At 60.0% G+C, this 26560-nt stretch carries 23 protein-coding genes; 8 read left to right on the top strand and 15 right to left on the bottom strand.

Annotation, left to right across the window (positions count from 1 at the left end; genetic code table 11):
- Nucleotides 1–45: 45 nt before the first annotated feature.
- The 6 genes from AAHK21_RS23275 to AAHK21_RS23250 all read left to right on the top strand — a co-directional run bounded on the left by AAHK21_RS23275 (nt 46) and on the right by AAHK21_RS23250 (nt 6452).
- Complete coding sequence (locus AAHK21_RS23275) at nt 46–936, top strand: ABC transporter permease (RefSeq protein ID WP_231867513.1); 891 nt, start codon at nt 46–48, stop codon at nt 934–936.
- Nucleotides 936–1871, top strand: coding sequence for an iron chelate uptake ABC transporter family permease subunit (locus AAHK21_RS23270; protein ID WP_111532888.1), 936 nt, complete (start codon nt 936–938; stop codon nt 1869–1871). The genes AAHK21_RS23275 and AAHK21_RS23270 overlap by 1 nt, the downstream gene beginning before the upstream one ends.
- Nucleotides 1868–2650: an ABC transporter ATP-binding protein gene (locus tag AAHK21_RS23265; RefSeq protein WP_367858467.1), complete on the top strand. Its 783-nt coding sequence runs from the start codon at nt 1868–1870 to the stop codon at nt 2648–2650. The genes AAHK21_RS23270 and AAHK21_RS23265 overlap by 4 nt, the downstream gene beginning before the upstream one ends.
- Nucleotides 2647–3609, top strand: coding sequence for a siderophore ABC transporter substrate-binding protein (locus AAHK21_RS23260; protein WP_367858466.1), 963 nt, complete (start codon nt 2647–2649; stop codon nt 3607–3609). Before AAHK21_RS23265 ends, AAHK21_RS23260 begins: the two co-directional genes overlap by 4 nt.
- A gap of 224 nt (nt 3610–3833) precedes the next feature.
- The gene (locus AAHK21_RS23255) at nt 3834–6071 is read left to right on the top strand and encodes a TonB-dependent receptor (RefSeq protein WP_367858465.1); all 2238 of its coding nucleotides are present in this window, start codon (nt 3834–3836) and stop codon (nt 6069–6071) included.
- Nucleotides 6072–6272: 201 nt separating this feature from the next.
- A complete protein-coding gene (locus tag AAHK21_RS23250) occupies nt 6273–6452 on the top strand; it encodes a CopG family transcriptional regulator (protein ID WP_367858464.1) in 180 nt (59 codons plus the stop codon).
- Nucleotides 6453–6476: 24 nt separating this feature from the next.
- Here the strand turns inward: AAHK21_RS23250 and AAHK21_RS23245 are convergent, their stop codons facing one another.
- A complete protein-coding gene (locus AAHK21_RS23245) occupies nt 6477–7409 on the bottom strand; it encodes a LysR substrate-binding domain-containing protein (RefSeq protein WP_367858463.1) in 933 nt (310 codons plus the stop codon).
- Between the two features lie 120 nt (nt 7410–7529).
- Here AAHK21_RS23245 and AAHK21_RS23240 point away from each other — a divergent pair, with 120 nt between their 5' ends.
- Entirely contained in the window at nt 7530–8861 is a 1332-nt protein-coding gene (locus AAHK21_RS23240) for a serine hydrolase domain-containing protein (RefSeq protein WP_367858462.1), read from the top strand.
- 39 nt (nt 8862–8900) lie between these two features.
- Here AAHK21_RS23240 and AAHK21_RS23235 read toward each other — a convergent pair whose 3' ends face one another.
- The 3 genes from AAHK21_RS23235 to AAHK21_RS23225 all read right to left on the bottom strand — a co-directional run bounded on the left by AAHK21_RS23235 (nt 8901) and on the right by AAHK21_RS23225 (nt 13868).
- Entirely contained in the window at nt 8901–10508 is a 1608-nt protein-coding gene (locus AAHK21_RS23235; RefSeq protein WP_367858461.1) for a methyl-accepting chemotaxis protein, read from the bottom strand.
- Between the two features lie 140 nt (nt 10509–10648).
- Entirely contained in the window at nt 10649–12916 is a 2268-nt protein-coding gene (locus tag AAHK21_RS23230; RefSeq protein ID WP_367858460.1) for a C1 family peptidase, read from the bottom strand.
- Nucleotides 12917–12962: 46 nt separating this feature from the next.
- Entirely contained in the window at nt 12963–13868 is a 906-nt protein-coding gene (locus AAHK21_RS23225) for a hypothetical protein (RefSeq protein ID WP_367858459.1), read from the bottom strand.
- Nucleotides 13869–14190: 322 nt separating this feature from the next.
- On the opposite strand from AAHK21_RS23225, the gene AAHK21_RS23220 reads away from it, so the two are divergent.
- Complete coding sequence (locus AAHK21_RS23220) at nt 14191–14736, top strand: hypothetical protein (protein WP_367858458.1); 546 nt, start codon at nt 14191–14193, stop codon at nt 14734–14736.
- 143 nt (nt 14737–14879) lie between these two features.
- Here AAHK21_RS23220 and AAHK21_RS23215 read toward each other — a convergent pair whose 3' ends face one another.
- The 11 genes from AAHK21_RS23215 to AAHK21_RS23165 all read right to left on the bottom strand — a co-directional run bounded on the left by AAHK21_RS23215 (nt 14880) and on the right by AAHK21_RS23165 (nt 26522).
- Nucleotides 14880–15263 (bottom strand): hypothetical protein, encoded by a 384-nt coding sequence (locus tag AAHK21_RS23215; protein ID WP_367858457.1) that lies wholly within the window; start codon nt 15261–15263, stop codon nt 14880–14882.
- 24 nt (nt 15264–15287) lie between these two features.
- Complete coding sequence (locus AAHK21_RS23210; RefSeq protein ID WP_367858456.1) at nt 15288–15851, bottom strand: hypothetical protein; 564 nt, start codon at nt 15849–15851, stop codon at nt 15288–15290.
- A gap of 207 nt (nt 15852–16058) precedes the next feature.
- Nucleotides 16059–16367, bottom strand: coding sequence for a DUF3077 domain-containing protein (locus AAHK21_RS23205; RefSeq protein ID WP_367858455.1), 309 nt, complete (start codon nt 16365–16367; stop codon nt 16059–16061).
- 76 nt (nt 16368–16443) lie between these two features.
- Nucleotides 16444–16680 (bottom strand): hypothetical protein, encoded by a 237-nt coding sequence (locus tag AAHK21_RS23200; protein ID WP_367858454.1) that lies wholly within the window; start codon nt 16678–16680, stop codon nt 16444–16446.
- A gap of 700 nt (nt 16681–17380) precedes the next feature.
- Entirely contained in the window at nt 17381–19582 is a 2202-nt protein-coding gene (locus AAHK21_RS23195) for a hypothetical protein (protein WP_367858453.1), read from the bottom strand.
- Complete coding sequence (locus AAHK21_RS23190) at nt 19583–20740, bottom strand: ATP-binding protein (protein ID WP_367858452.1); 1158 nt, start codon at nt 20738–20740, stop codon at nt 19583–19585.
- Nucleotides 20741–21444: 704 nt separating this feature from the next.
- Entirely contained in the window at nt 21445–21996 is a 552-nt protein-coding gene (locus AAHK21_RS23185) for a YdeI/OmpD-associated family protein (RefSeq protein ID WP_367858451.1), read from the bottom strand.
- A gap of 22 nt (nt 21997–22018) precedes the next feature.
- On the bottom strand, nt 22019–23152 hold the full coding sequence (locus AAHK21_RS23180; RefSeq protein WP_367858450.1) for an alanine--glyoxylate aminotransferase family protein: 1134 nt from the start codon (nt 23150–23152) through the stop codon (nt 22019–22021).
- 152 nt (nt 23153–23304) lie between these two features.
- Nucleotides 23305–24828, bottom strand: a complete 1524-nt coding sequence (gene hutH, locus AAHK21_RS23175; RefSeq protein ID WP_367858449.1) for a histidine ammonia-lyase — start codon at nt 24826–24828, stop codon at nt 23305–23307.
- 12 nt (nt 24829–24840) lie between these two features.
- Entirely contained in the window at nt 24841–25674 is an 834-nt protein-coding gene (locus AAHK21_RS23170) for a glycine betaine/L-proline ABC transporter ATP-binding protein (RefSeq protein ID WP_023628998.1), read from the bottom strand.
- The gene (locus AAHK21_RS23165; RefSeq protein WP_046855584.1) at nt 25671–26522 is read right to left on the bottom strand and encodes a proline/glycine betaine ABC transporter permease; all 852 of its coding nucleotides are present in this window, start codon (nt 26520–26522) and stop codon (nt 25671–25673) included. Before AAHK21_RS23165 ends, AAHK21_RS23170 begins: the two co-directional genes overlap by 4 nt.
- Between the last annotated feature and the right edge of the window lie 38 nt (nt 26523–26560).

Here is a 26560-nt window from a genome sequence, read left to right as displayed (position 1 = left end):
GTGTTGCTGCCAACACTGTTGTTGCTGCTGTGTGGCGTTTCACTGATGGTCGGGGCCAGCCAGATGTCCTGGTCGGCCTTGCTGTCGGCCTCCGACGATGCCTGGCTGACCCTCACCGCCAGCCGCCTGCCACGCCTGGCGGCACTGGTGCTGACGGGTGTCGGCCTGTCGATCTGCGGGGTGATCCTGCAGCAGATCGTGCGCAACCGCTTTGTCGAGCCGGCCACCTGCGGCGGACTCGACGCGGCCAAGCTGGGCATCCTGGTGGCCCTGACCGTGCTGCCGGGTGCCGGGGCCACCGGGCGCATGCTGTTTGCCCTGGTGTTCTGCCTGCTGGCGAGCCTGGCGTATGTGGCGATCATTCGCCGCATACGCTTCACCAACCTGGTGCTGGTGCCGGTGATCGGCCTGATGTACGGCAGCGTGCTCAGCGCCATCGCCGAGTTCTATGCCTATCGCCACAACATCCTGCAGAGCATGCAGGGCTGGCTGCTGGGCGACTTCTCGCGGGTGATCGAGGGCAACTACGAGATCATCTACCTGATCCTGCCGATCGTCGTGCTCACCTATCTATATGCGCAGCGCTTCACAGTGCTGGGCATGGGCGAGGGCATGGCTACCAGCCTCGGCCTGAACTACGCGGCCACCGCGATCCTCGGCCTGGTGCTGGTGGCGGTAACGGTGTCGGCCACGGTAATCACCGTGGGCGCGATCCCCTTCGTCGGCCTGGTGGTGCCGAACCTGGTGGCGTTGCGCTACGGCGAGAACCTCAAGCGCACCTTGCCCATCGTCGCCATGTGCGGCGCGGCGCTGCTGCTGGCCTGCGACATCCTCGGCCGGCTGCTGATCCACCCCTACGAAGTGCCCATCGGCCTGACCGCCGGCAGTGTCGGCGGGGTGCTGTTCCTGGTCCTGATCCTGTGGAAGTGCAAATGATGCGCCGCGCCGCCTGGTTGTTGCTGCCGGCCCTGGTGCTGGCGTTCCTGTTGCTGGGCTCGGGCCTGGACTTCAGCTACGTGATCCCCAAGCGCCTGGTGCGCCTGGGCGCGATCGTGGTGGCCGGGGTGTGCATCGCCTTGTCCTCGGTGATCTTCCAGACCCTGGCTGGCAACCGTGTGCTGACCCCGGCGATCATGGGCTACGAAGGCATCTACCTGCTGTTCCAGGCGGTGCTGGTGCTGTGGCTGGGCACCGGCAGCGTGGCGCTGCTCGGCGCGCAGGGCAACGCGCTGCTGTCAATCGCGTTGATGCTCGGGTACTCGTGGCTGCTGCAGCGTTGGCTGTTGCGCGAGGGGCGCGGGGATGTCTACCGCCTGTTGCTGCTGGGGTTGGTGCTGACCATGGTGCTGGGTACCTTCACCCAGTTCATCCAGCTCAAGACCAGCCCGGGGGAATTCTCCATCCTGCAAGGCTTGGGTTATACCTCGTTCAACCGCGCCCAGCCGGCCCAAGTGCTGTACTCGGGCCTGCTGGTGGCGGCAGTGGCAGTGCTGGTGGCGCGCGGCACGCGGGTGCTCGACGTGCTGGCGCTGGGCCGCGACCAAGCCATTGCCCTGGGCCTGGACCATGGCCGCTGCCTGCGTCTGCAGATGGCGCTGATCGCCGTGCTGGTGGCGGTGTCCACCAGCCTGGTGGGGCCGACCGCGTTCATGGGGGTGTTCGTCGCCAACATCGCCTACGCCCTGGCACGCAGCGCCCGGCACCAGGTGACCCTGCCACTGGCCTGCGCCGTGGCCATCGGCATGTTCCTGCTCGCCCAACTGCTGGTCGAGCATCTGTTCAACTACCGGACCAGCGTGAGCATCCTCGTCAACCTGGTGTGCGGCGCGTACTTCCTCGCGCTGATGGTCCGTACCCGAGGCACCCCATGATCACCCTCGAACACCTGCACAAGGCCTATGGCGACAAGACCGTGCTCGAAGACGTGAGCCTGAAGTTCCCGGCCGGTCGGGTTACCTCGCTGATCGGCCCCAACGGCGCCGGCAAGAGCACCTTGCTCATGTGCATGGCCCGGCTGCTGCCGGCCAGCCGCGGGCGCATCCTGCTCGACGGCCAGGACATCGGCCGCATCGCCATCGCCGACTACGCCCGCCGCGTGGCCACCCTGCGCCAGGTCCTGGACTTCAACCTGCGCCTGACCGTCGAGGAACTGGTCGCCTTCGGCCGCTTCCCCTACAGCCGCGGGCTGCTGACCGCCGACGACCACCTGGTAATCGACGAATCCCTGGATTTTCTGGGGCTGCAGCCGCTGCGCCGCGCCTACCTCGACGAACTCAGCGGCGGCCAGCGGCAAATGGCCTTCCTGGCCATGACCATCGCCCAGCGCACCGACCTTTTGCTGCTCGACGAGCCGCTGAACAACCTCGACATGAAACACGCGGTGCAGATCATGCAGGCGATCCGCAGGCTCTGCGACGAGCAGGGGCGCACGGTGATCCTGGTGGTGCACGACATCAACTTTGCCGCCAACTATTCCGACCACATCGTCGCCATGAAGCAGGGCGCAGTGCACAGCCAAGGGCCGGTCGCCGAGGTGGTCACAGAGGCCAACCTGCGCGCGCTGTTCGGCCTGGCGTTCGAGATCCTGCCCAGCGCGCAGGGTTTCGTCTGCAACTACTTCAACCCATCACTATCGAGAGAGCTGGTATGAACGGAATCTGCAAGATACTCCTGGCCGCCGCCGTGGCGGCCGCGTTGCCGGGCTGCGACCAGGCCCCGCAGGAGCAGGCGCGCGCGGCCAGCGCCGACTACGCCCCGGTGAAGATCGAGCACGCCCTGGGCACCACGCTGGTCGAGCACCAGCCGCAACGCGTGGTGGCCTTCGACATGAGCGAGCTGGACACCCTCGACCAGCTCGGCGCGCCGGTGGTCGGCATCGCCAAGGACTATGTGGCGGGCTTCCTGGTCAAGTACCGCGACGACCCCAAGGTGGCGGACGTTGGCACCACCATCCAGCCCAACCTCGAACGCCTGCATGCGCTCAAGCCCGACCTGATCCTGATCTCGCCGCTGCAGGCGCAGAGCTACCAGGAGCTGAGCCAGATCGCGCCGACGGTGCACTACGACATCGACATGGACAACCGCCAGGGCAATGTCATCGACACCGCCAAGCAGCACCTGCTGACCGTCGGGCAAATTCTCGGCAAGCAAGACTTGGCCCGGGAAACCGCTGCGCGCATCGATGCCAAGGTGGCCCAGGTGCGCAAGGTGACCGACGGGCGCCCGGAAAAGGCGCTGGTGGTGCTGCACAACAACGGCGCGTTCACCGCCTACGGTGTGCGTTCGCGCTACGGCTTCATCTTCGACACCCTCGGGGTCAAGCCGGCCAGCGACGACATGCAGGCTGGCCTGCATGGCCAGCCGATCTCCAACGAGTTCATCCACCAGGCCGACCCGGACATCCTCTACGTGATCGACCGCACCGCGGTGATGGAGCGCCGCGCCGCGCTGGACCGCGAGACCCTGGACAACCCGCTGCTGCGCCAGACCAAGGCGTGGAAGAACGGCCATGTGGTGTTCGTCGATCCGCAGACCTGGTACCTGTGCACCGCCAGCGTGACCTGCCTGGAGCGGGTAGCGGACGAGGTGGTGAAGGGATATCAGGGCTGACTTCCTGAAAGGGGGCTGCTACGCAGTCCATTCGCCGGCAAGCCGGCTCCCACAGAAACTGCAGCCGGGCGCGATTCCTGTGGAGCCGGCTTGCCGGCGATGAGGCCGGTACAGATGTGAAACCGATAGTGGCCAAGTGACTGTAATTTCTGTTGAGGGATTCGCCGATTCGTACGGAATGACTAATGAGAAACATTACCATTCTGTCCCGAAAGGAATCCCTCATGCCTCCACTGCAACATCCCCAGGCACCGAAACTGCCCCGCAGGGCCTTGCGCATGGCCGTGCTGCTGGGCATGGCCGCCATCGCCGGCAACGCCTTCGCGCAACCGCCACGCAGCACCACCTCGGCGCAGCAGCAGACCCCCGACGTGAAGGAAGAGGGCCTGACCCTGCCGGAAACCCTGGTGCAGGACACCCGTGACGCCCTCGGTGCCCCGCCACCGGAATATGCCGGGGGCCAGGTCGGCTCGGGCAGCCGGGTAGGGCTGATGGGCAACAAGGACTTCAGCGAAACCCCGTTCAACGCCATCAGCTACACCAAGGAATACATCGAGAACCGCCAGGCCCAGGACATCGGCTCGGTGATCGGTGCCACCGATCCGTCGGTCTACGTGCCGAGCAAGCGCGGTATCTTCGAGACTTTCTTTATCCGCGGCCTGTACAGCACCGGCAACGACATCACCTTCAACGGCCTGCCGAGCATGGCGCCGAACATGCGCGGGTCCACCGAGCTTGCCGAGCGCATCGAAGTGCTCAAGGGCCCGTCGGCGCTGCTCAATGGCATGCCGCCAGACGGCAGCGTCGGCGGCAGCATCAATATCGTGCCCAAGCGTGCCGGCGACGAGCCCCTGGCCCGGCTGACCGCCTCCTACGAGTCCGATGGCCTGGCGGGTATGCATGCCGATATCGGCCGCCGCTTCGGCGACCAGAAGCAGTTCGGCGTGCGCTTCAATGGCGTCTACCGCGACGGCGACACCCCGGTGGACGACCAGCAGCACCGCATGCAGCTGTCGTCCCTGGCCCTGGACTGGCGCGGCGAGCGGGCGAGGGCGTCGCTGGACTACTACCACCAGCGCGAACGCATGGACGGGGTCAACTATTTCGGCATTGCCTCGATCAGCCCCGGCGTGACCCACCTGCCCAAGGCCAAGAAGGGCGATCACTCGCTGGCCCCGGAGTGGGGCTACACCGTCAACGACACCGATACCGTGGTGCTGCGCGGTGAGTACGACCTCAACGACTCGCTCACCGCATTCGCCGGCTGGGGCCATAGGGAAGGGGGCTACAACGCGCTGATGACCAGCGGTATGCTGCTCAATGATGCCGGCGACATCTCCGCCACACCGATCCGCTCGGCTCGAGATGGCGAGCAGAAGTCCGGCGAAGTCGGCCTGCGCGGGCGCTTCGCCACTGGCCCGGTCGACCACGCCTGGTCGCTGGCGGCAACCCGCTACGACTCCGAGAACAGCTTCAAGGACAAGCGCCTGCCGACTCGCATCCTCACCAACTACTACAACCTGGACTATGGCCCGCGCCCGGAGATCGGCGAGTACGGCAACGTCACCTCGCGAATGCGCGCCCGACTGAGCAGCGAAGCCTTGCTCGACACGATGTCGTTCCTCGATGACAAGGTGCAGTGGACCGTCGGTGCACGCCACCAGAACGTGCGCGCGTCGAACTACAACGGCAACCACCAGCGTACTTCCAAGGCCTACGATGAAAGCCGGGTTTCGCCGGCCACGGCCTTGCTGGTCAAGGTCACCGACGAACTGTCGCTGTACGGCAACTACATCGAAGGCCTGAGCCAGGGTGGCATCGCCCCGGACAACGCGCGCAACGCCGGCGCGATCATGGCGCCGTACCAGACCAAACAGTACGAACTGGGCGCCAAGCTCGACCTGGGCACCTTCGCGCACACGGTCAGTGTCTACCAGGTGAAGAAACCCAGCGCCTATACCGATCCGCTCACGCAGATCTACGGCGTGTACGGCGAACAGCGCAACCGTGGCCTGGAATGGTCGTTCTTCGGCGAGCTCGAGCCGGGCCTGCGCCTGCTGGGCGGTGCGTCCTACACCAAGGCCGAGCTGACCAAATCGATACGCAAGGAAAACGAAGGCAACCAAGCCACCGGCGTGCCCAAGGTGCTGGCCAAGCTCGGCGTCGAGTACGACCTGCGCGAGATGCCCGGGCTGACCCTGACCGGCAACGCCAACTATGCCGGCCGGCGCTACGCCACCGATGCCAACAACCTGTCGCTGCCGTCCTACACGATTTTCGATCTCGGGGCCCGGTATACCCTGAAGGTCTCGGACAAGCCGGTCACCTTGCGTGCCACCGTGCAGAACGTGACCAACAAGGCCTACTGGATCGGCTCGTGGAACGGCGGCGACGGCAGCGGCCTGTCTGGCGGACTGGGCACGCCGCGGTCGTTGTTGTTCTCCACCTCGGTGGATTTCTAGCGAACGCCGTGTGGGAGCGGAGGTGCGCCGATCCCCCGCGACCACCGGCGTAGCCGGTGCAAGGCTACGCAGCCCGTTGACGCAGAATGACCATTCACTGTTTTTGCATCAAACTGCTGGGAGACCCTGCAGCACAGAGCACCACTGGAGGCACTGATGAGCGGAGGTTAGTTTCAGTTCGAACACTGAGGAGATCCGATAATGGCGAATACCATCAAAACCAGCTCTATCTTGGCCCATGAAGAAGAAAGGGTGCGGTTGACATCGGAAGCCCTGGCGGATGTTGACGCTGGCTGCGTGATTGACCACCAAGCCGTTAAAGCTTGGGTTGATAGCCTCGGCACGGACACGCCATTACCAGCACCGCAATGTGTCGTATAACTGCTTGAGCAGGGAATGTAGTTTTCAAGTATCACCCGCATGGGAGGGCTTCTGCGCGACCACCAGCGCATCCGGATACTCCTCCCGCAGGCTGCTCCCCAGCCAATCCATGAACCACAACGCATCGGCACTCGGCGGCTGGGGTGGCGTCAGCAACTGATAGCTCTCCAGCGCCACGGCCTGTTCCACGCAACGCACCAGGCTGCCTTCGCGCAGTTCACGTCCGACCAGCACCTCAGTGGCCAGGGCGATGCCGTGGCCGCGCTGGGCCAGGTTCAGGACGATATCGTTGCTGATATGCGAAGTATCGGCCTTGACCCGCACCCTCAGGCCATTGGCGGCGAACCAGCTGTTCCACCAGGTGCCGTCATCGACATGGATCAGCCGCAAGGCGGTCAGGTCGGCAGCGCTCAGCCCTGCGGGCAACTGCGCCAGGTAGCTCGGCGCGCAGACCGCGAACACCTTCGGACGGATCAACACCTCACGTACACCGCTCAGCTCACCCGGCAGACCGAAGGCGATGCCCAGGTCTGCCTGGCGCGCATCCACGCTGGTGAACGTGGCATTGGGCTCGATGGCGATCCTCAGGTCCGGGCGCAGGCTGCGCAAGGTGTCGATGCGCGGTGTCAGCCAGCGTGAGGCGAACGCCGGCACACAGAGGATGCGCAGCCAGCGCTCGTCACCACGTTGCCCCAGGCGCGCACCGGCGTCGGCGAGGATCTGCAGCGCCTGCGCTGCGGCCTTGTAGTAATGGGCGCCGGGCAGGGTAAGGGTCACCCCGCGCGGGGAGCGTTCGAGCAAGCGTACACCCAGCCAGTCCTCGAGGTTCTTCACATGCCGGCCGATCGCCGGCTGGGTCACGTGCAGCGCCTGGGATGCCGCGACATAGCTGCCCAGGCGGGCAGCGGCCTCGAACGCACGCACGGCGTTGAGTGGGGGCAGGCGGTCTTCGGCCATGGGCATTCCTTGGTTGTTAGTTTTTGTAATAGTGAAGGCAAATTTATTGTGCTTTTCCCGCTGGCTCAAGTTGCAGACACTCGGGGCAGCGTATTTCCGCGCTTTTCGAGGAGCCCTCCGATGCGGCCAATAACAATAAAGAAGTCGTTCAACGCTCTTTCCATCCTGGCACTGGCACTCGCCGCACTGGCCGGTGCGGCGCAGGCGGCCGACAGCCAGGGGGCCTGCGGCGTGCCGGGGCTTGAGCCTTGCCCGCAGCCTTTCGACAAGGTGCTGCCGGCGGCCAAGGACATGCTCACCTGGGACCAGGACACCCGGGTCGTGGGCTTTCGCAACACTTATCGCCTGTACGGCGGCGATGTCTTCGCCCCGCGCGGCGCCACGCCATACCCCTTGCCGCAGGCCAGCCACAAACTGAGCGACGTGCACTATCAGTTGGCCGGCAAGACCCACAACCTGGCGGACTACCTGGCCAACCAGAGCGTGACCGGCCTGCTAGTGCTCAAGGATGGCAAGATCGCTTATGAGCACTACGGCAAGGGCAACACTGCGCAGACCTTGTGGACATCGCGCTCGGTGGCCAAGTCGGTGGTCAGCGTGCTGGTGGGCATCGCCGTCAAGGAAGGCAAGATCCATTCGCTGGATGACAGGATCAGCCGCTATGTCCCGGAGCTGGAAGGTTCCGAGTGGCAGGACGTGACCCTGCAGCAGCTGTTGCAGCACACCTCGGGCGTCGTCTGGGACGAGAACTACGCCTCGAAGGATTCGGACTTCTCGCACATGACCCAGTGCGAGGCCACCGCCGATCCCTATCACTGCGTGCTCGACCTGGTGCGCTCGGTCAAGCGCAAGCCCGGGGTCAAGCCGGGCGAGGTCTGGTCGTACAACACCGGCGGCGCCTGGCTGGTGGGCCGGGTGCTGGAAAACGCCACCGGCATGACCATCGCCGAGTACCTGCAGAGCCGCGTGTGGAGCCGCTACGGCATGCAGCAGGCCGGGGTCTGGCATGCGCTGGTGCCCGGCAAGGTGGACATGGGCGGCCACGGTTTCAATGCCACGTTGCGTGACTGGGGGCGGTTCGGCCAGTTCGTGCTGAGTGGCGGACAATTGCCGCAGGGTGAAAAGCTTCTCCCGGACGACTGGATCGCGCGCTCCACCCACTGGACCCAAGCCAAGGGCTCAGTGACGGCCGCCGCGCCCAAGGGTCAATACGGCTACCAGTGGTGGTACAACGCCCCGGCCCCGGACAGCGATGCCGAACCCAAACGCACTGCCACCAGTGACCAGACGTTCTGGGCCCTGGGCATCTTCGGCCAGAGCATCGCCATCAACCCGGCGGAGCGCCTGGTGGTGGTGCAGTGGTCGACCTGGAAGAACGCCGAGAGCCCCGGTTCGCTGTATGACGAGCAGGCGGTGTTCGTCAACGCGGTGGCCAAGGCGCTGAGCCAGTAACGCCGGGCGAGGGCAGGGCGCCGGCAAGCGCCTGCCCAGTCACACGCGAAACCGCGACACGCTCGCCTGCATGCACTGAGCAATCTCGCCCAGGCGCTGCGCCGCCGAGGCCAGCTGCCGCGTGGTGTCGGTACTGTCCCGCGACATGCGGGCGATCAACTCGACCTGATGGGCGACATCCTGGCTGGCCCGGGTCTGCTCGCCGATGGTCTGCGAGATTTCTTCGACCACCGACGCGGCGCGGCGGGCGCCTTCACGAATCTGCTGGATCGAGTCGCCGGCCCGGGTGGCCAGTTCCACGCCGGCGCGGACCCGGGTGACGCCGGTCTGCATGCTGTCGACAGCGTTGCCCGTGCTTTGCCGGATGCGTTCAATCATGCCGGTGATCTCCCGGGTCGACTGCGCCGTGCGCCCGGCCAGGCCACGTACTTCGTCGGCGACCACGGCAAAACCGCGCCCGGCCTCGCCGGCACGGGCGGCTTCGATGGCCGCGTTCAAGGCCAGCAGGTTGGTCTGCTCGGCGATGGTGTTGATCACCTGGATGATCGAATGGATTTCTTCCGAGCTTTGTCCCAGCACGGTGATGGTTTCAGAGGAGCGGTTGACCGCTTCGTCGATCCCCTGCATACCGCCGACCACGTTGAGGATGACCTCGCCGCCGTCGCTGGCCAGGCGCTCGGACTGCCCGGAGATGGCCTGCGCATCGCGGGCGTGGTCGGCGATCCGCTCCAGGTTGGCAATCATCTGCTCGGTGGCCGAGGCCATGCTCACGGCGCTGTCGGACTGCTGGCTGGTGCGTTGCACCAGGCTGCTGGAAGCCTGGCCCAGTTCATCGGCCACCTCGCGCAGCAGCAGGTTCTCTTCATGGATGGCCTTGATCATGTTGCCCAGGCTGTCACGCATGTCCGCCAGGGAACGCAACAGATGCCCGGTTTCGTCACGGTCGTGGACCTCGATCGCGGTGGTGAGGTCGCCCTGGGCGATCCGCTCGGCAACGGCCATGGTCTGGCTCAACGGCCGCAGGATGGAGCGCAGCAGCAGGAAGGTGCACAGCGCCAACGCCAGGGTCGCCAGGATCATCCCGCCCACCAGCACGCTGATACCCTGGTGCAGGGTGGCGGTGCTCTGTTCGCGGCTTTTGTCGGCATTGCCGGCGATCAGGTCGCTCAGGGTGCTGTTGCGTTGCTCCAGCTCCTTGAAGGCGGCAACGAAGGCCGGCAGCTGCACCTGGGCCTGTTCAGGCGACTGTAACGCCAGCTGGATGATCGACGTAGCGCTGGCGATGTAGTGGTCGAGGAGGGGGCCCAGCTCGCTGATGGCCTTGTGCAGGTCGGCGTCCAGGGGCAGTTCCAGGTTGCTTTGCACGACGCTGCGGAACCACTTGGCGTGCTCGTCGAGGTCGGCTATCACCTGGTTGGCGGTGTCAGTATCGCCCGGCTTGACCAGCAGGGCGGCCAGCACATCGGCGCGCAGCGCATCGTGCATCATGTCGCCTTCCATGTGGTTGCGCAGGGCGGCCATGCTGGCCTCGCTGCGCTGCAACGCCTGGTTCTGGTCATGCTCGGCGAGCAGGCCGCTGCCACCGAGCAACAGGGCGGCGAGGATGCTGACAAGACCGAACCCGATGGTTTTCTGGCGAATGTCCATTTTCGAACAGGCTCCGTGGGGTGGGTTTGGTGAGCATAGATGGCTGTGTGTTTTTCGCCGCCTCTATAAAGGTGTCGATCATACGCAGTACCTGCGCATTGGGCAGAGCCGCAGCGCAGGCACCGTCTTACCCTCAGGTTTCAGTAGTCCAGCCATTCCAACGGACTGATCAGCTGTTTGTTGGTGATACGTGTCAACACGAAGCTGATCACGTCAATGTTGTTGTCGAAGGAGCCATGGGTCGCCTGCATTTGCTGATTGTCTTTGCTCACGCGAACCTTGCGGTCTGTGCAGACACGCTTGCGGTCGGGCTTGCTGGGCCAGTTTGCCTGCCACACGCGGATCGCTGCCAGGGTACTGGCATCCCATTTGTCGATGTCATTGGCATACTTCGGGTCCAATGCGGTGGCCATGCCGAGCAGGGGCTGCTTACGTACCGACTCGAGGGCCCGGGACACCAGGTAGAGCAGCGACTTGCCGTAGGCTGGCAAGCTCGGTGTGGGCAGGCCGTCAGCCTTCTCATTTTCATCACTGAGCACATCGAGCCAGATCTGCTCACGCTCAAGTACGCCATTGACATGCGCTCCGAGGTAATGTTCGACCGCGAACTCCATGGAGCATGCGGGCGCGAACAATTGACAGCTTTTCACCATGACGCGGTTCGCCGGGTTCTTGCCGAGCAAGTCGAGTAAATGGCCAAGAAGGATGGCGCCTGCGGAATGACCGACAAAATGCAGTTCAAGCGTGCAACCCTGGGCCTGCAACGTAGCGGACAGCTTGGTCAGCGCCTGGGCCAGCAGGTCCAGGCCATGTCCGGGCTGGACGCTGTTTTTCGCGTTGCTGCGCATTTTTGACCAGATACCTGTACCTAGCAGGTTGGCCAGGTTCTCGAATGCAAGGTCCCTTTGTTCGGCGAGGTCGTCAAACCACCCGGTCGCGAGCTTGTCCTGACCTGCGAACAACCGCCGCAGCCAATCTTGCGCCATGTCGGCGATCGTCTCGCCTGGCCCGGTTTTCCAGGTCATGAACAGCGGATAGACCCCGTTGGCCAGGAAACAGGGGGCCAGGACGCGAATACGCTGCATAGACTCGCTCTGACTGTTCAGGCCGCCATGGGCATACAGGGCCAGGCGAAGGGTTTTCTGCTTCGAATGGGTGCCCAGCCAGGCGAGGGGGCGGTCATGCACGATCTCGTTAACCAGACCCACGCGATCCGATGGGCTGCGGGTGAAGTCCGTGGCGACAATCTCACCATCGTTGCCTGTCACCAGTGTGTATGTCTGCGCCTGCGAGGTCCTGATAGGTTGGTACGCCGGTTGCTCGAACTGATGGTCGAACGGCCACGGATCGTCGGCCGGGTTTCCCGGTGCCCGCGTGGATCGATCAAGGCTGACCAGAGACCGCCCTGGCCCGACGCGGAACGACGATGCGACCTGGGCCTCCAGTACCGTCAACTGAGTATTCATCAACTTTTGCGGCACCCCCAGTGCACACGCCCAGGCGTCGGTGCCATGCACCACCCAGTCCTCGTAGGGCAATACTGCGAACCCAGAGCTTCCCCACCGTGTGCCCCAGGAATTCTGGACGATGAAACCACGCTCGTCGTAGCCGACCAATGCGAAAGCATGGCCGCCCAGCACACCGGGGGCTTTGGGCACAGGGATGACCGGCAGGCTTTGCAGGTCCTTGGGGACTGGTGTGGCACGTTTGCGCATCAAGGTATCCCAGCCATCATGAACCCGGGCTGATACATAGATGGCACCAATGTTCAGGAGCGCAGCTTGCAGGCTCACCACCGAACTACGATCGATGCGGTAGTAGACACCCAATGGCCTACTGGGGGCATTGGTGTCCCAGCCAGGCAATGGCCTGACGAATCCGCTGGTCGAAAACGGCCAGAGGTTTTCACTGCAGACACCGTGCTTGTGCCACCCCTTGAGCGCGCCACGACAGCTCGACCCGTCATAATCTTCGCCTTGCCATTCGTCATAGCGCTTGGCCAATTCATAGAGCATGCGCGGACTTACGCACTGGAACGCGGCGCTTGCCTCTTGTTCCAGGTATTGGACCCAGAGTAGATAGTTGATCACCCCGGCCAATCCGAAACCTGTGCAGGCGCCATCGCTGCCCTGGTCCAGCACCAGGCCTTGCTTGACATAGCCCTTAAAGTAATTCGTCACATCAGCTGCTTTGGGGTAGCTGGGAGGCAGGGAGCATAGTGGTGGGATGTAGGCCAGATCACGAAAGTCCAGACGGTCGGGGCGGGCGTCGAACAGGCGGCCGGTGATTGGTGTGCGCCTGGCAGGTGGAGCGGCCAGGAGAGGGGGAGACCTGAGTGCGGATCCAGCCTTCTGAGAGGCGGGTTTACTGTTAGCGCTGGTGACGGTCTTGTTCTTTTTCGTGGCCATGCCTGCTGCTCCTTGATGTGACTTGGCGAGGTGCGCGATGGGAACCTTATGGATGGTCCGTCCAATGAGGCTCCAGTCTTTCAATCAATTTGCGGGCCCTGTCGCGGATACGCGGGCCCTTTTCCCCTTCGGCTCTCGAGGCGAAGGCCCTGATTGACTCGAGATCCACGCCACGCAGGCTGCGGTAGTTCAGATGACTGAAGACAACCAGGGCGTTGTAAATCCCGTTGTCGTTTTCGAAGTGGTCGTTCGCGTACTGCAATAGAGCGGGAATCAACTCCTCGCGCTTGCCGTACTGTGAGATCAGTTCCTGGTAGGCCTTGACGCGGCCCTTGGCTTCACGCGAGAAAAGACCGCCGATCAATTCGGCGAGGGCGGCAGTCGGGGTAGCTCCCTGAGCAGGTACAACGGCTGCGGCCGAATCGGCCCCAGCGTTACCAATGGAGCTGTCCAATTGAGCGAGGCGTTTGAGCAAGGCGTTTTTCTTGGCTCCCTCGGGCAGAGCAATGATGTCGCTTGCCAGGCCTTTGAGGTCATTGAACACATCCCTCATCGAACGGTTGAGCTGTTCGAACTCTCCCTTTTTCAAGCGCAATTGGACGTCGCCGTTCGCCAGCAGCGTTTTCTGCTTCTCTATGTCGTCGTTTTGGCTCTTGGTGAGGGCTGAAAGTTGTTCGTTGGTGTATTTCAAGTCGCGTTGCTTGTCTTCTGCTTCCTTGGTCCCATAGATAAACCCGATCGCGCCAAGAGCGATTCCGGCCAAGGCGCTGATGGCGATTGCCGACGGTTTCAGGTAATCACCGATGATTTTGAGCTTCATCTTCAGCCCGGTAGGGGCCAGCACGTCGAGTTCGGCTCGAGCACGTTTAAGTTGCAATCGGAGCAACTCATCGGTGTAGGCTTGTCGATCTTGTGGGCTGAGAGCTTGAGGGGGGGAGGAGGGGAAGTCCATTCTTGCCTCTCGGAGGTGTCAATATGACAGCATTGAGGCTAGCCCAGGACGGTTGCTGAGGGATGAGGGCCGACGATTGGAAGAAAGAGACAGTCGATCACAACTCGGAAAACCAGCGAGCGGCTCGCGGAGCCATACTGTATATAACTCAACTAAATGAATATTTAGTTTAGTTATTCCTTTAGGTCATATTATAAGGGCAGGGTAGCTCATCTGGTGAGCTAGGGGTAGCTCATGCGTGATCGCTAACGCTCACGTTTGCACTCTATCGTTCAAGAATGAGCTACCTTCGGCGGCGGTCACCACCAAGGAGCACCATTCAATGACTCACTTTCCAGGCTGGATGCTTGAAAGCGCCCATAACTACCTCAAGGCCGCTGAGCTTCTAGACGCCCAAAACCTCCCGCATGTCGCCATGGTCAATGCAGCGATCGGTATGGAAATCCTGCTGAAAAGCTTTATTTCTGTGCCAGATCAGCATCAAGGTACGTCCAGCGAAACCTACAAGCTCGACGTCGAAGCACTCAAGACGGCCCACCAGCACCTGCAGTCAATCGGCAAGATTCCACCCAAACAAAAGCGTGATGCTCACGACCTGCTGACGCTGTTTCACGCGATGCCTGCAGTGATTCGCGAGAGCTTGGCCCTGAACAGCCAGGAACAGTCATTCGAGCGGTATCGCGATGTGTTCACCAACAGCCGGTATCAGTACGAGTCGGACAGCTGGAAATTTTCCGATCCAGTGCTTATGAGGTTGCTGCGGTGGACGTTGGCCAACGTGGTTGGCTACTACAAGGAACGAGGCTCGCAGGATCCGTTCGTGCTGAGTTACATCGCTGAGGTCCAAGCTCGATCTGCGGCGCAGTGATCGAGGCCAGGGGCCTGGCTTCAAATCTGCTCACCCACGGCGCCGGTAGCTTCATATGAATGTGCGCATAATGTATATTATGTTAAATTGCGTATTATGGGAGGTGACCTCCTGAGTCGATTGCCTGTGATTTGTGCCTGCCATCACGCTCGAGCTGCCGGCGCCATCTCGACAACTGCACAGCGTCCCTTCGTGCGTACCTTCTGCACCAGTCGCGCTCTGTTGATGAACACATCGATCTGACAGCTGCCTGAGTGCTGCACGTCTTCCCAGTATTCCGTATGCACAATCTGTCCGTTTTGCGGCCCCGTGTAAGTGCCCGCGGCTTCACGCGTGACATAGCTGCTGTCGCGCACATACCTGAGCACGACCAGATCCTCCTCCGGCACCACCATGACCTGCCGGGGCACGCCGAAGAAATCGATCAGCTCGCCCACCGGGCGATCTTTCCAGGCGCTGCTGGCTTCCAGCGATGCGCAGCCACTGAGCAATGTGGCCAACAGGCCCAATGCGAACAATCTGTTCATAAGGTCTTCTCCCTGGAGGCCGCTTTACTTGGCAGACATCTGTGCGAACCCTTCGTCGATCTTCTGCATGATGGCTGCCTTGGCGGCCTCGCGGTTCAATATCTGGAACAGCTGCGGCCCTGCCTTGGCTATTTGCGATGCAGGCATCACACCCAGGCGCTCCATTTTCCGGGCTTGGCGGTCAGCCGGTTTGCACAGGAAGTCGCGGCTTTGCGCCAACCAGGCGTCAGGTTTGCTCTGCCATTGGCTGGAATACTTGGCGTTGCGCAATTCATTGAAAACGCTGCGAAAATCCTGCGCACCCGTGATGCGCACGCGGTTCTTGGCGCAGTCGATTTCGACATCGTACGCAGTGAATGTGGGTTTGCCGGGCTCTTCGTAGAACTGATAGACGCCCAATGATTTCGCGCCGTCTGGGCGATTGAAGATGTTGTTGGGGTCGCCGTCCGCGACAAACACCTGGTTCTTGCCCAAGCCACCTTGGTAATGGACTACCCAAAAGTCACCCATCTGTACATCGCTAGCCTGGGCGGCGAGGACATTGCAAAGAATGGCGACAGGCAGGAGCTGCTTTTTGAAAGCGATCATGGGGACAGTCCTTTGCCTATTCTTCGAGGCGATAGTTTCTCGCCTGAACATAAGGCAAAGGGCTATCTAGTACATCCGTTCTATATATAGCTGATAACGCATTTGGAGTACGGCGCGCTCGGTGTGGGAGCCGGCTCGCCGGCGATGGGCCGCAAAGCGGCCCCGGGGTCTAACAGACTGGCACCAGCCAGAGCAGCCACCGTATTCCTACTCAGCTCTCCGCCCCACCATCAACCCATGATTCACATCCTGAGCCAATGCCTTGGCCATGCCACTGAGGTAGTGCACGGCAGTCAGCAACGTCGGCAAATGATCCGCCTCCGTCATCGCCAGATCGCTGATCTTGTGTACAGCGCACATCAGCACAGTTGCCTGCTCAACCGCATGGTCCATCGAATGGCCCGCAACAACACGGAACAGTGGGTCTTGACCGCCCTCCTCTCCAGCCTCGCCGAAATGCCCGACGCCGGTGGTGGTGAGTTTCCTGGTGCGCGGGGTTTGTAATTCCTTATCCATACCACTCCTCCTGCAGCCCCGCGAACGGCGCGGGGCCTGATCGGTGAACATCAAGTACGAGCCTCGGCTCGCCAGGTCAGTGCCGGGATTGCAGACGGCTCAGCGCCACTTCCACCAAGGTGCGGGCGCTGTCGATTTCATGCATGGCGGCGAGGGTCAGGACCTGGCCTGGGGGTTTGGCATGGAGCAGGACGGTCTGCTGGCTGACGGTCAGGGCGCAGACAAGGTATTCGGAGATCTGGACCAAAAGGTCTTCGAGGGTGTGGGTGGCGTATTTGTCATGTTGCGGTGGATCGGGGACGATCTTTAGCATGGTTGCACTCCTTCATCGGGGGAAACCGCCAAGATCCTGCTGTCAAACAGAATGGTGGCAGCGGTACGTGGGTTGACAGACCGAGGATGAAGGAACCCGGCGCACACAAGGTGCCCCACGTACAGCCGCCATAAGCGACAACGTGCAATCCTTCTATCAGCAACGGCCTGTCAAAGCCGTGTCGCGGGTTTGGTAGCGACTTGGCGAGACTAGATGGCTGATAGGGCTGCTGCAATGGGCTGTAAGGCGGTGGGAGTATGTTTCGGAAATGGACTACAGGGAAGAGGGAAATTCCGATTCAGAACACACAAAAAAGACTCCGTCCAACCCTATTTGGGCCTTAGTTGTTCAGCGCCTCCAGTATTTGCCTGCTCCGGCAGAGGCTCGGGTGGCTCTCACGGCGGTTGAGTAGATGCACCAGATCTTCAAGTCAATCCTGAGGGTGGTGGCCTCCACCTAGGTGCTATCGTTGGCGATGTGAAAGTCCTCAATCTGCAGCCTGAGATACTTAGCATCACATGACCTGCTCGAATGTGAAAAATAGTGTGTCGGAAACTATAAAAACATTACCTCTGGAGGTGGGCCTTTAAGTCGGAAGACACACTAATCATAAATTATGATGCTATCCCAGATGCCTTTCGACCAAGCAGGGCCTTTGCAGCAGTAATAATGCCGAAGCACTGCAAAGGCCCATTGAAAATTAAAGAACCTCTAAGTCAGAACTAAATAAGGTGTGAATGCCCTTAATACGAGATTCCATTTGACTACAAATGAAATGATTCAACTTGTTTGCAACAGTTGAATGAAGGGCGATCTTGCCAATGCACAATGCTACGATAAATTCGAGTGCTGCCTCTCCGCGCGAGAATCCGTAGCCTCGAACTATCCGCTTGATTATATCAGCCATGGCCAAACTGTAGTCCTCGTGTTCCCTGTAATCCAATTCTGCTGGATGAGCTGCTCGAAGAAATGCAGCTTGGATTACGCCGTCATCGTAGCGTGAGAATACTTCTGGAGAAAGCAAAACTTGCTGCAGCTCAATAGAAGCAAGCTTTTTACCTTCTCCAACTTTCACGGACTGCCTGGCATTCTGCAGCACCCAGTTGATCGTCAAGAATATCTCTACACTGGAACTAGATCTGACATCGGTTTTATCGTTTACAAATGCGAAGCCTTTAGTGATCGTCATCGGTTTGTCCGTTTGACTGGAGCGCCAGAATGCAGACTCAATGAGACCAGAATCGCCCGTGACCTTCAGCTCTTTGGTTCGTGCGAGCACAAATGCCGGCGGCCGAGAGCTTTGGCTGATGATCCTCGACAGGAGATTAGCTTCGTCCTCCCAATGACGGTTACAAATGGGATTGGAGACTGGGAACTCGAAGTAACTTTTTACGGTGTAACGCTTCGCACCGCTAGGTGGCTGGGTCAGGTTGGAGGAAAGTTCTGCCATCTGATCATAGGATCGACCTAGGAGTGCCCCGACAAGATACACTCGCGTTCCACTCTCTTGATTGCTTCTCAGCCGACGGCTTACGCTCAGCAGGCGAGATCCTCTCTCTGCAGCAGCGGTCAATATCAGGGCGCCGCCAACAAAATTCTCCAAGTCTTCTAACTCATCAAAACTTAGGAAATGCTTAATTGTGAGACCGTACCCTTCCAACAACGATTTTGCGAGCGTTGCCATTGCCAAACTAGCAGGATCATCGTCATAGATAATTGTATTCGTCGACAACGATACTTCTTCAATGACACAATCGCTGAGCCATTTCTGAAACTCATCGTCCGCTGCCAGTTTTGGTCTGTCAATCCATATTGTTCTCCGATTGCCTGTTGCCCCTTGGCCATAGCATCCAAAAAAACCTTTTCCGACGAACTTCTCAAATCGCTCTTGCAGTTTCTCGTGAGCATGTTTGACAGAGATGTTAAGGAGTTGAGTCTCAGAATGCTGAGCAACGAAACGTTCGCCCTGTATCCTAATCAGTGGCCTGGAGTCCGAACCGTCGCTGGTGCTGAAATCGTGGGGTCTGTCCAGAGGCAGAACAATCGAGCAGTAAGGTGACTTCTTTAGAAATGACAGGATAGTGATGATTTTGGAGGCATCAAAGCCGTTTTCCTCGTACCACTTCTCGGCAAGACCGCAGTTGGTTGACGCCGAAATCAGGCAAAGCGCGACATTCCCTGACGGAGCGCAGCCTGAGATGCCCTCATAGGATTTGAAAGACCGAATGGATATCGGGCCATTTTTCCCAAAGGTGTTCAGAAATAGTTTTATCGACAAGGCGACTGGAAGAAACGAAATCGTGTCTAGGTATATCACTTTTGGTGCCGCAGAAAGTTCTGCAGGCGCTACATACTTAAGGCATGCGAGTGCGATGAAGTGGGAATTGGCAGCCTCTGCCAGCAGGGACTCTGCTCTTATAAAATAATTAGCTGCGCGAGACGAAGGTTTTGAAAATAAAAAACCGGATGGTGCTCTTTCCAATACATTTGTTTTTGCCGCTAACTGCTTAAGGCCAGCACTTAGAATTTCATCAAAAGAATCGACTATTCGCTTGCTTAGTTCTTTCTCGGCGCCGTCATAAACTTCATGACCCGAAAGCTTTCCATCGTAACTAAAAAAGCCAAAACCATAACTAATATTGGAGGATCGTCCCTTTCGCTGCAAGGCAATTGAGATGTCCGACCTTTCTTTTTTTAAGTCCTCCTTGATCTGCGGTCGGAATATTTCAGGAGTGAGAAATAGCACGTGATCAGGGAGTATGTATTCTTTCAGGCGGACTTGCAGCGCATGAGTAATTTGCTCAGCCGTGATTTGGTCGGGCCCACTGAAAAACACTACAATATTTACCGCTGACGGCAAACCTTCATTAAGGCAAACCTCAAAGTCGAGAAGATCTGTCATTTAGTTCACCGGGATGCATATAGTGAAGACAGTACCTTCCACCGCTGACAGCGTTCCATCCGCTTTCCACGGTTTTGGGGCGAATTTTGCAGTCTGCGTCTTTCCACTGAAAGTCTGCTGGAGGGACAATCTCCCTGTGCGGAGTCTTACGAATGCTTTGAGATCGTTCATGGCCTTCGTGGCTCGGTGAAGCCCCATGCCGGAAACCTCATCATCTTTTGACGTCACATGCTTCTCAAAGCATTCCATAGTTGCCGCCAATTCTTCTTCGATAGTTATGGTGGCCAAATCGTTGATGATTCGTCCGTGTTTGTGCGATAACCATCTACGCGCCATGCCGGGGCCGCTGTCGATTACTGAAACTTCCAATAGCTCGAGCGTATCGCCTTGGGTCATATTGTTAGCCAGAAATCGTTCAAATGTTGCGGCCGACCCAGTGAATTTATCCTTGAGTTGGTTTCTCTGGACCTTTGTCGACTTGATAGTTAGCCCGCGCAGTCCTTTTTTATATTTTTCACCATCGAGCCCCATAGTGGCATGCTGATCAGCGTTTAATATGAGTTCGAAAATTAAATCGCCTAATGAGGTCAGGCCGTGCTTCATCAGTGCACGTCTATCCGCCTTGGTTTGCATCAGAATAGATGCCTTGTCAATTATCCCAGCAAACGCGTCACTAGGGTGTACTTTTGGCCCGGCACTCCCAGCGTAAAAGGGCTTAATATACTCTCGTCGTGCGTTGCTGATGCTAAATAGGTTGATTACCGTAGGGCGTGCGCCTCTTGCGCTGCTAGTTTCTTTTAATGCTCCGTCATACATCGCTTGTATCATTGGTAGCAGTATCAACAAGGCATCGCTTTTCTCAATTTCTACATGACTCTTCGTATCAACCTTCGTGCACATCACCAAACCAGCGAGGCCAGCACTGGATCGACCTAGCGCGCCAACATGGGATGCCCAGTCATCTTCATCACAGTGCAGGTGTAAAACCTTTTCACCCTCTCCTTTCGCCCAGGTAATTATGAGCTGTGTCAAGGCAGCTTCAATACCGAATATTCCGCCATAGCTAGTGTTAAGCGGAATACGTACAGAGTCATGCATTGACTCACTGGTCAGCAGTTCTTCAATGCTATCTATGGTTACAGATTTTTGAATTATCACTTCGCGTCCTTGTGCAAAGACTTGATACGGTGACTAGGTTGGCGGTGTTCGATTAAACTGGTAGCCATGCCCCTCTGCTCAGCCTGCCACGATGACTGCAGCTCCGAGATAGAAGCTCTTCTATGCGGGGCGGCAGCCTCTTCACAATAATGCCAAATCGCTACCGGATGATCCATCGCGCTCTGACAGGGGCTTAGAAGCTATAGGTGAAACCGGTTTGAACGGTGCGACGCGCAGTCGGATAGCGTCCATACAGCGGAGCATTTGGCTTCAAGCCAGGCCATATGTTCCAGCCCAGCGAACTGGGTAGCTTGAGGGCCCGTGTCTGCCCAGCCGCTACGATTTGGGTACTCAGTACATGATGCTCAGCCGCAGCAGGAAGGTCACGGCGACTGCGATTTTCGTAAGCAGAGGCCGGTTATCTGTTTTTTTGAAATCTGAGCTGAGAAGTGAGAAAGTCGACCAGATCGCGATCACCAGCGCCGTACTCAAGGTTGATTTAGGTTTTATGATCGTGTCCTTGGAAGTGGTGTAACTGAACCAGCCGAAGGCCCCTCGCGGGCAAATTAGGATGGTCGGTGATGGCAGAACTGGCCGACAGTACCAACGCCGCCGCTAAGGTATTCTCCCAACAGGCACCGCACCAACACCGTGCTCAGCTACTGCCAACGCTGTGTGCCCTGCTGCGCATTGCCAGCCCAAGGTCAATTTTCCGCCTCAGGCGCCCGAAACGCTTTGCTGTAATAGCCCGACGAGTCGAAACAGCAAACCGCCTTTTTACCGGTCGCAAGCATCTCGCAGGCATCCCCAATTCGCTTTTCACGCGTCTTGAGTTGCTTCGCTGAAGTAATCCAGTGGATCCAGTCCACCCGCGCGAGGGTCGTCGTAGTGTTCCAAACCCTTTGAGCCTCAGGTGTGGCTGCCAGGGCTTCCTCGAAATCCGCTGGGATATCAGGCTCGGGCTCCTTCTCCACCGGGATCAGTTCGAGGGTAACGATATCTCCAACAGCCACCCCCGCCGCATCGAGCAACTCGCCACCGACCTTCAACCAATGGCTCAGCTGCCCATCTGGCTCAAGGGTTGCCCGAAAAGGACGCCCATTGATCGTCCCGTCAACAGTCGCCCTTCCCCGCCTCGGAAGCCGTTCACTCGCGTCCCTCGGAAGCACTACGAACGCCCACAACCTGCCATCACCGGGCTTTGCCGGACGCAGAAGCTTGGCTTCGAATCGCGACCTCGCATCCTCTGTTGTCATGGCAGGTTCTCCAACCGTGCGCTTACTTAACCATCACCTCGTCCAGCGCCTGCTCAAGGGTGCTGACCGTGCGCTCGAGATTGTGCAGCTTTTCGAGCCCGAACAGGCCGATGCGGAAGGTCTGGAAGTCGGCCGGCTCGTCGCATTGCAACGGCACGCCGGCGGCAATCTGCAGGCCGTGGCTGGCAAACTTCTTGCCACTCTTGATATCGGCATCATCGGTATAGCTCACCACCACACCAGGGGCCTGGAAGCCTGCTGCGGCCACGCTCTTGATGCCTTTGCGGGTCATCATTGCGCGTACCCGATCACCCAAGGCCTGTTGTTCGTCGCAGACCTTGTCGAAACCGTAGGCCTGTGTCTCTTTCATCACTTCGTTGAATCGCGCCAGGGCGTCGCTGGGCATGGTCGCATGGTAGGCATGGCCGCCCTGTTCATAGGCCTGCATGATCTGAAGCCACTTCTTCAAGTCGCAGGCGAAGCTGGTGCTTTGCGTCGACTCGATGCGCTCGAGGGCCAACGCGCTGAGCATCACCAGGGCGCAGCAAGGTGAGGCGCTCCAGCCTTTCTGCGGTGCGCTGATCAGCAGGTCGACAGCGCATTTGTCCATATCAACCCAGATCGCGCCTGAGGCGATGCAGTCCAGCACGAACAGGCCACCCACCGCATGCACGGCGTCGCCCACGGCCCGCAGGTATTCATCGGGCAGGATGATCCCTGATGACGTTTCAACGTGGGGGGCGAAGACAATCTGCGGCTTCTGCGACTCAATGGCCGCCAACACTTCTTTCAGAGGGGCCGGGGCGTAGGCCGCCTGGCGCCCCGCTTCAACCGGGCGGGCTTTGAGCACCGTTGTGGCCGCCGGGATATTGCCCATCTCAAGGATCTGGCTCCAGCGATAACTGAACCAGCCGTTACGTAGCACCAGGCATTGCTGGCCGGTGGCAATCTGCCGGGCTACCGCTTCCATGCCGAACGTGCCACTGCCCGGGATCACCGCAACCGCCTGGGCGTTGTAGACCTGTTTCAGGGTGGTTGAAATGTTCTTCATCACGCCTTGAAACGACTGGGACATGTGATTGAGCGAGCGGTCCGTGTAGACCACCGAATACTCGACCAGCCCCTCGGGATCGATACCGGGATATATCTTCGACATGGTGTGGCTCCTTTGGCAGAGTTGTCCTTGGCATCGACCCTGCCCTAAGCCATTGCAAATGACAAGATGCATTGAGGGTCCGGCGATAAGGCCCTCAATTACACACCAGCCTTATGACCTTGGCCTGCCGCCGCTCCTGCTGCCTGCATCGCTCATAGCAGTTCGGGGAAGGCCACGCCAAGCAGGCCGGGATCTTTCAGGATCGATGCACTGCTGGCGATATCCGGCGCCAGCCAACGGTCCTGGGCATAGGCCGGGACCCGCTCGCGCAACAACCGCCAGGCAATGCTGGTACCGGCGCCAAAGCGCTGCTCCTTGAGGAACTCGAAGGCCTGGGCCGCCAACAGGTACTCGATGGCGAGGATCTGCGTGCAGTTCTCCAGGGCACGGTGCAGCTTCAACCCGGCATTGGTGCCCATGCTCAGGTGATCCTCCTGCAGGCCGGAGGTGACGTAGTTGTCGATGACGGCCGGTTGTGCCAGCTGACGGTTTTCGGCACACAGTGAAGCGGCCACGTACTGGACGATCATCATCCCCGAGTTCACACCCGGCTGACTGACCAGGAAGGCCGGCAAACCGCTGACCAACGGGTTGATCAGGCGATCGAGACGACGCTCGGCAATCGCGCCGATCTCGGCCACCGCAATCGCCAGCAGGTCGGCCGCCATGGCCACGGACTGGCCGTGGGGATTGGCCTGGGAAACCACCCGATACGACTCGGGTGTACCCAGCAACATCGGGTTGTCGGTGGTGGAGTTGAGTTCGGTCTCGATCTGCCGCGCCGCGTGTTCCAGTTGATCGCGCGCGGCGCCATGCACCTGCGGGATCGAGCGAATGCTCAAGGCGTCCTGGGTGCGGATGCCATGGCTGCTGGCAATGATTTCGCTGCCCTCGAGCAGGCGCCGCAAGTTGCTGCCCACGCGCTGCATGCCAGGGTGCGGTTTCAGCGCGATGATTTCAGGGTCGAAAGCATCGAGCTGGCCGCGCAGGGCCTCGAAGCTCATGGCGCCGATCACATCCGCCCATTGGCTCAGCCGAGTGGCATCGTCCAAAGACAGGCAGCTCAGGCCGGTCATGCAAGGGGTACCGTTGACCAGGCACAGGCCATCCTTGGCCCCCAGTTTGATCGGCGCCAGGCCGACCTCGGCCAAGGCTTGCTGCGCCGGTACGATCTGGCCGCGATAGCTGACCTGGCCGACGCCCAGCAAGCTGATGCTGATATGGGCCATGTGGGTCAGGTACCCCACCGACCCCTGTTTCGGCACCTGCGGGGTGATGTGCTGGTTGAGCAAGGTCAGCAGCGCCTCGACCACCTTGCGCTGAAGGCCGGAACGGCCCTGGCAGAAGTTGATGATCGCCGCGCACATGATCGCCCGGGTCTGCTCGTCCGACAGCGCGGTACCCACGCCGCAGGCATGGCTGAGCAAGGTGTTGTGCGACAGCTGGCTGAGCTGTTCGTCCTGCAACGAGACATTGCACAAGGCGCCAAGGCCGGTGTTGACGCCATAGGCGCGGTCACCGCTGGAAACGATGCGCTGGACAATCGCCTGGGCGTTCTCGATCCGCGCCCAGGCCGATGGGGCCAGCTCAAGCTTCGCGCCATGCCGGGCCACAGCCACCACGTCCTGCCAGCGAACGGGCGTGTCGGCGATGATGATCTTTTCGGCAAACGACATACACGCGGGTCCTTATAGCGAAGCTACGCGACGCTGCACGAAACGATCGACGTATTCGTCCGCAGGCTGGTAGAGGATTTCTTTCGGCGTGCCTACCTGGATCAGGCGGCCGTCCTTGAGAATGGCAATGCGGTTGCCGATGCGCACCGCTTCGTCCAGGTCGTGGGTGATGAAGACGATGGTCTTGTGCAGGGTCTTTTGCAGTTCCAGCAACTGGTCCTGCATTTCGGCGCGGATCAGCGGGTCGAGCGCACTGAAGGCTTCGTCCATCAGGATGATGTCGGTGTCGGCAGCCAACGCACGCGCCAGCCCCACACGTTGGCGCATGCCGCCCGACAACTGGTGCGGGTACGATTTTTCGTAACCCTTCAGGCCCACGGTGTTGATCCAGTGCAGGGCTCGCTCCGTGCACAGGGCTTTGCTCTCGCCACGTACTTTCAGGCCGTAGGCGACGTTGTCCAGCACGGTGCGGTGCGGCAGCAGGCCGAAGCTCTGGAACACCATGCTGATCTTGCGCCTGCGGAATTCGCGCAGGGCCTGCATGTCGTACTGCAGAATGTCCTCGCCATCGACCAGGATCTGGCCGCTGGTGGGGTCGATCAGGCGGTTGAAGTGACGCACCAGGGTCGACTTGCCCGAGCCCGACAACCCCATGATCACGAAGATCTCGCCGCTGCCGATGGACAACGACAGATCGTTTACCCCCACCACACAACCGGTTTCGGCCAGGACCTGCTCTTTGCTTTTGCTCTGGCGGATCAGTTTCAGGGCATCTTCGGCACGCGCACCGAAGATCTTGAAGACGTTTTTGACTTCGATCTTGTTCATCGTCTGTTTGGCGCTCATTTGCCCACCCCATGCCGTGGCCGGCCATAGGCCTGGGTAATGCGGTCGATCACAACCGCCAGAATCACAATGGCCAGGCCCGCTTCGAGGCCGCGGCCCACGTTCAGGGTCTGGATGCCGACCAGGACGTCTTCACCCAGGCCACGGGCACCGATCATCGAGGCGATGACCACCATCGACAGGGCCATCATGGTGGTCTGGTTGATACCGGCCATGATGCTCGGCAACGCCAGTGGCAACTGCACGCCGAACAGTTGTTGCAGGCGATTGGCCCCGAACGCATTGATCGCCTCCATGACCTCGCCATCCACCTGGCGAATGCCCAGGTCGGTCAGGCGAATCAGCGGCGGCGCGGCATAGATGACGGTGGCAAAGATCGCCGGCACCTTGCCCAGGCCGAACAGCATCAGTACCGGGATCAGGTACACGAAGCTGGGCATGGTCTGCATGATGTCGAGCAGCGGCATCAACACCGCCCGCAGGCGATCGTTGCGCGCCGACAGGATACCCAGCGGGATGCCGACCAGGACCGAGATCAGCGTGGCCACCAGCATCAGCGCCAGGGTCTGCATCAGCTTGTCCCAAAGCCCCACCGCACCGACCAGGAACAGCAAGCCGACGATTACCGCGGTGGGTACGATTCTGCGGGTGGCGTGCCAGGCAATACCGCCGACGATGGCCAGCATCAGCCACCAGGGTGTAGCGCGCAGTAAACCTTCGAGATTGACGATGGCCCACAGCAGGGTGTCGGAAATGTGCCGGAACACGTCACCGTAGTTGGTGACCAGCGCATCGACCCAACCATTGACCCAGTCGGCAATGGAAAACGTGAAGTCTTTGGGAAACATGGAGTTCTCTCGAGCAAGTGCGTGAAGCGGACTGCTGT

Source organism: Pseudomonas sp. TE50-2 (assembly GCF_040813665.1).
GTDB classification, from domain to species: domain Bacteria; phylum Pseudomonadota; class Gammaproteobacteria; order Pseudomonadales; family Pseudomonadaceae; genus Aquipseudomonas; species Aquipseudomonas soli.
Note: the sequence above shows the minus strand (reverse complement) of the source record. Positions and strands in the feature narration are given on the sequence as shown.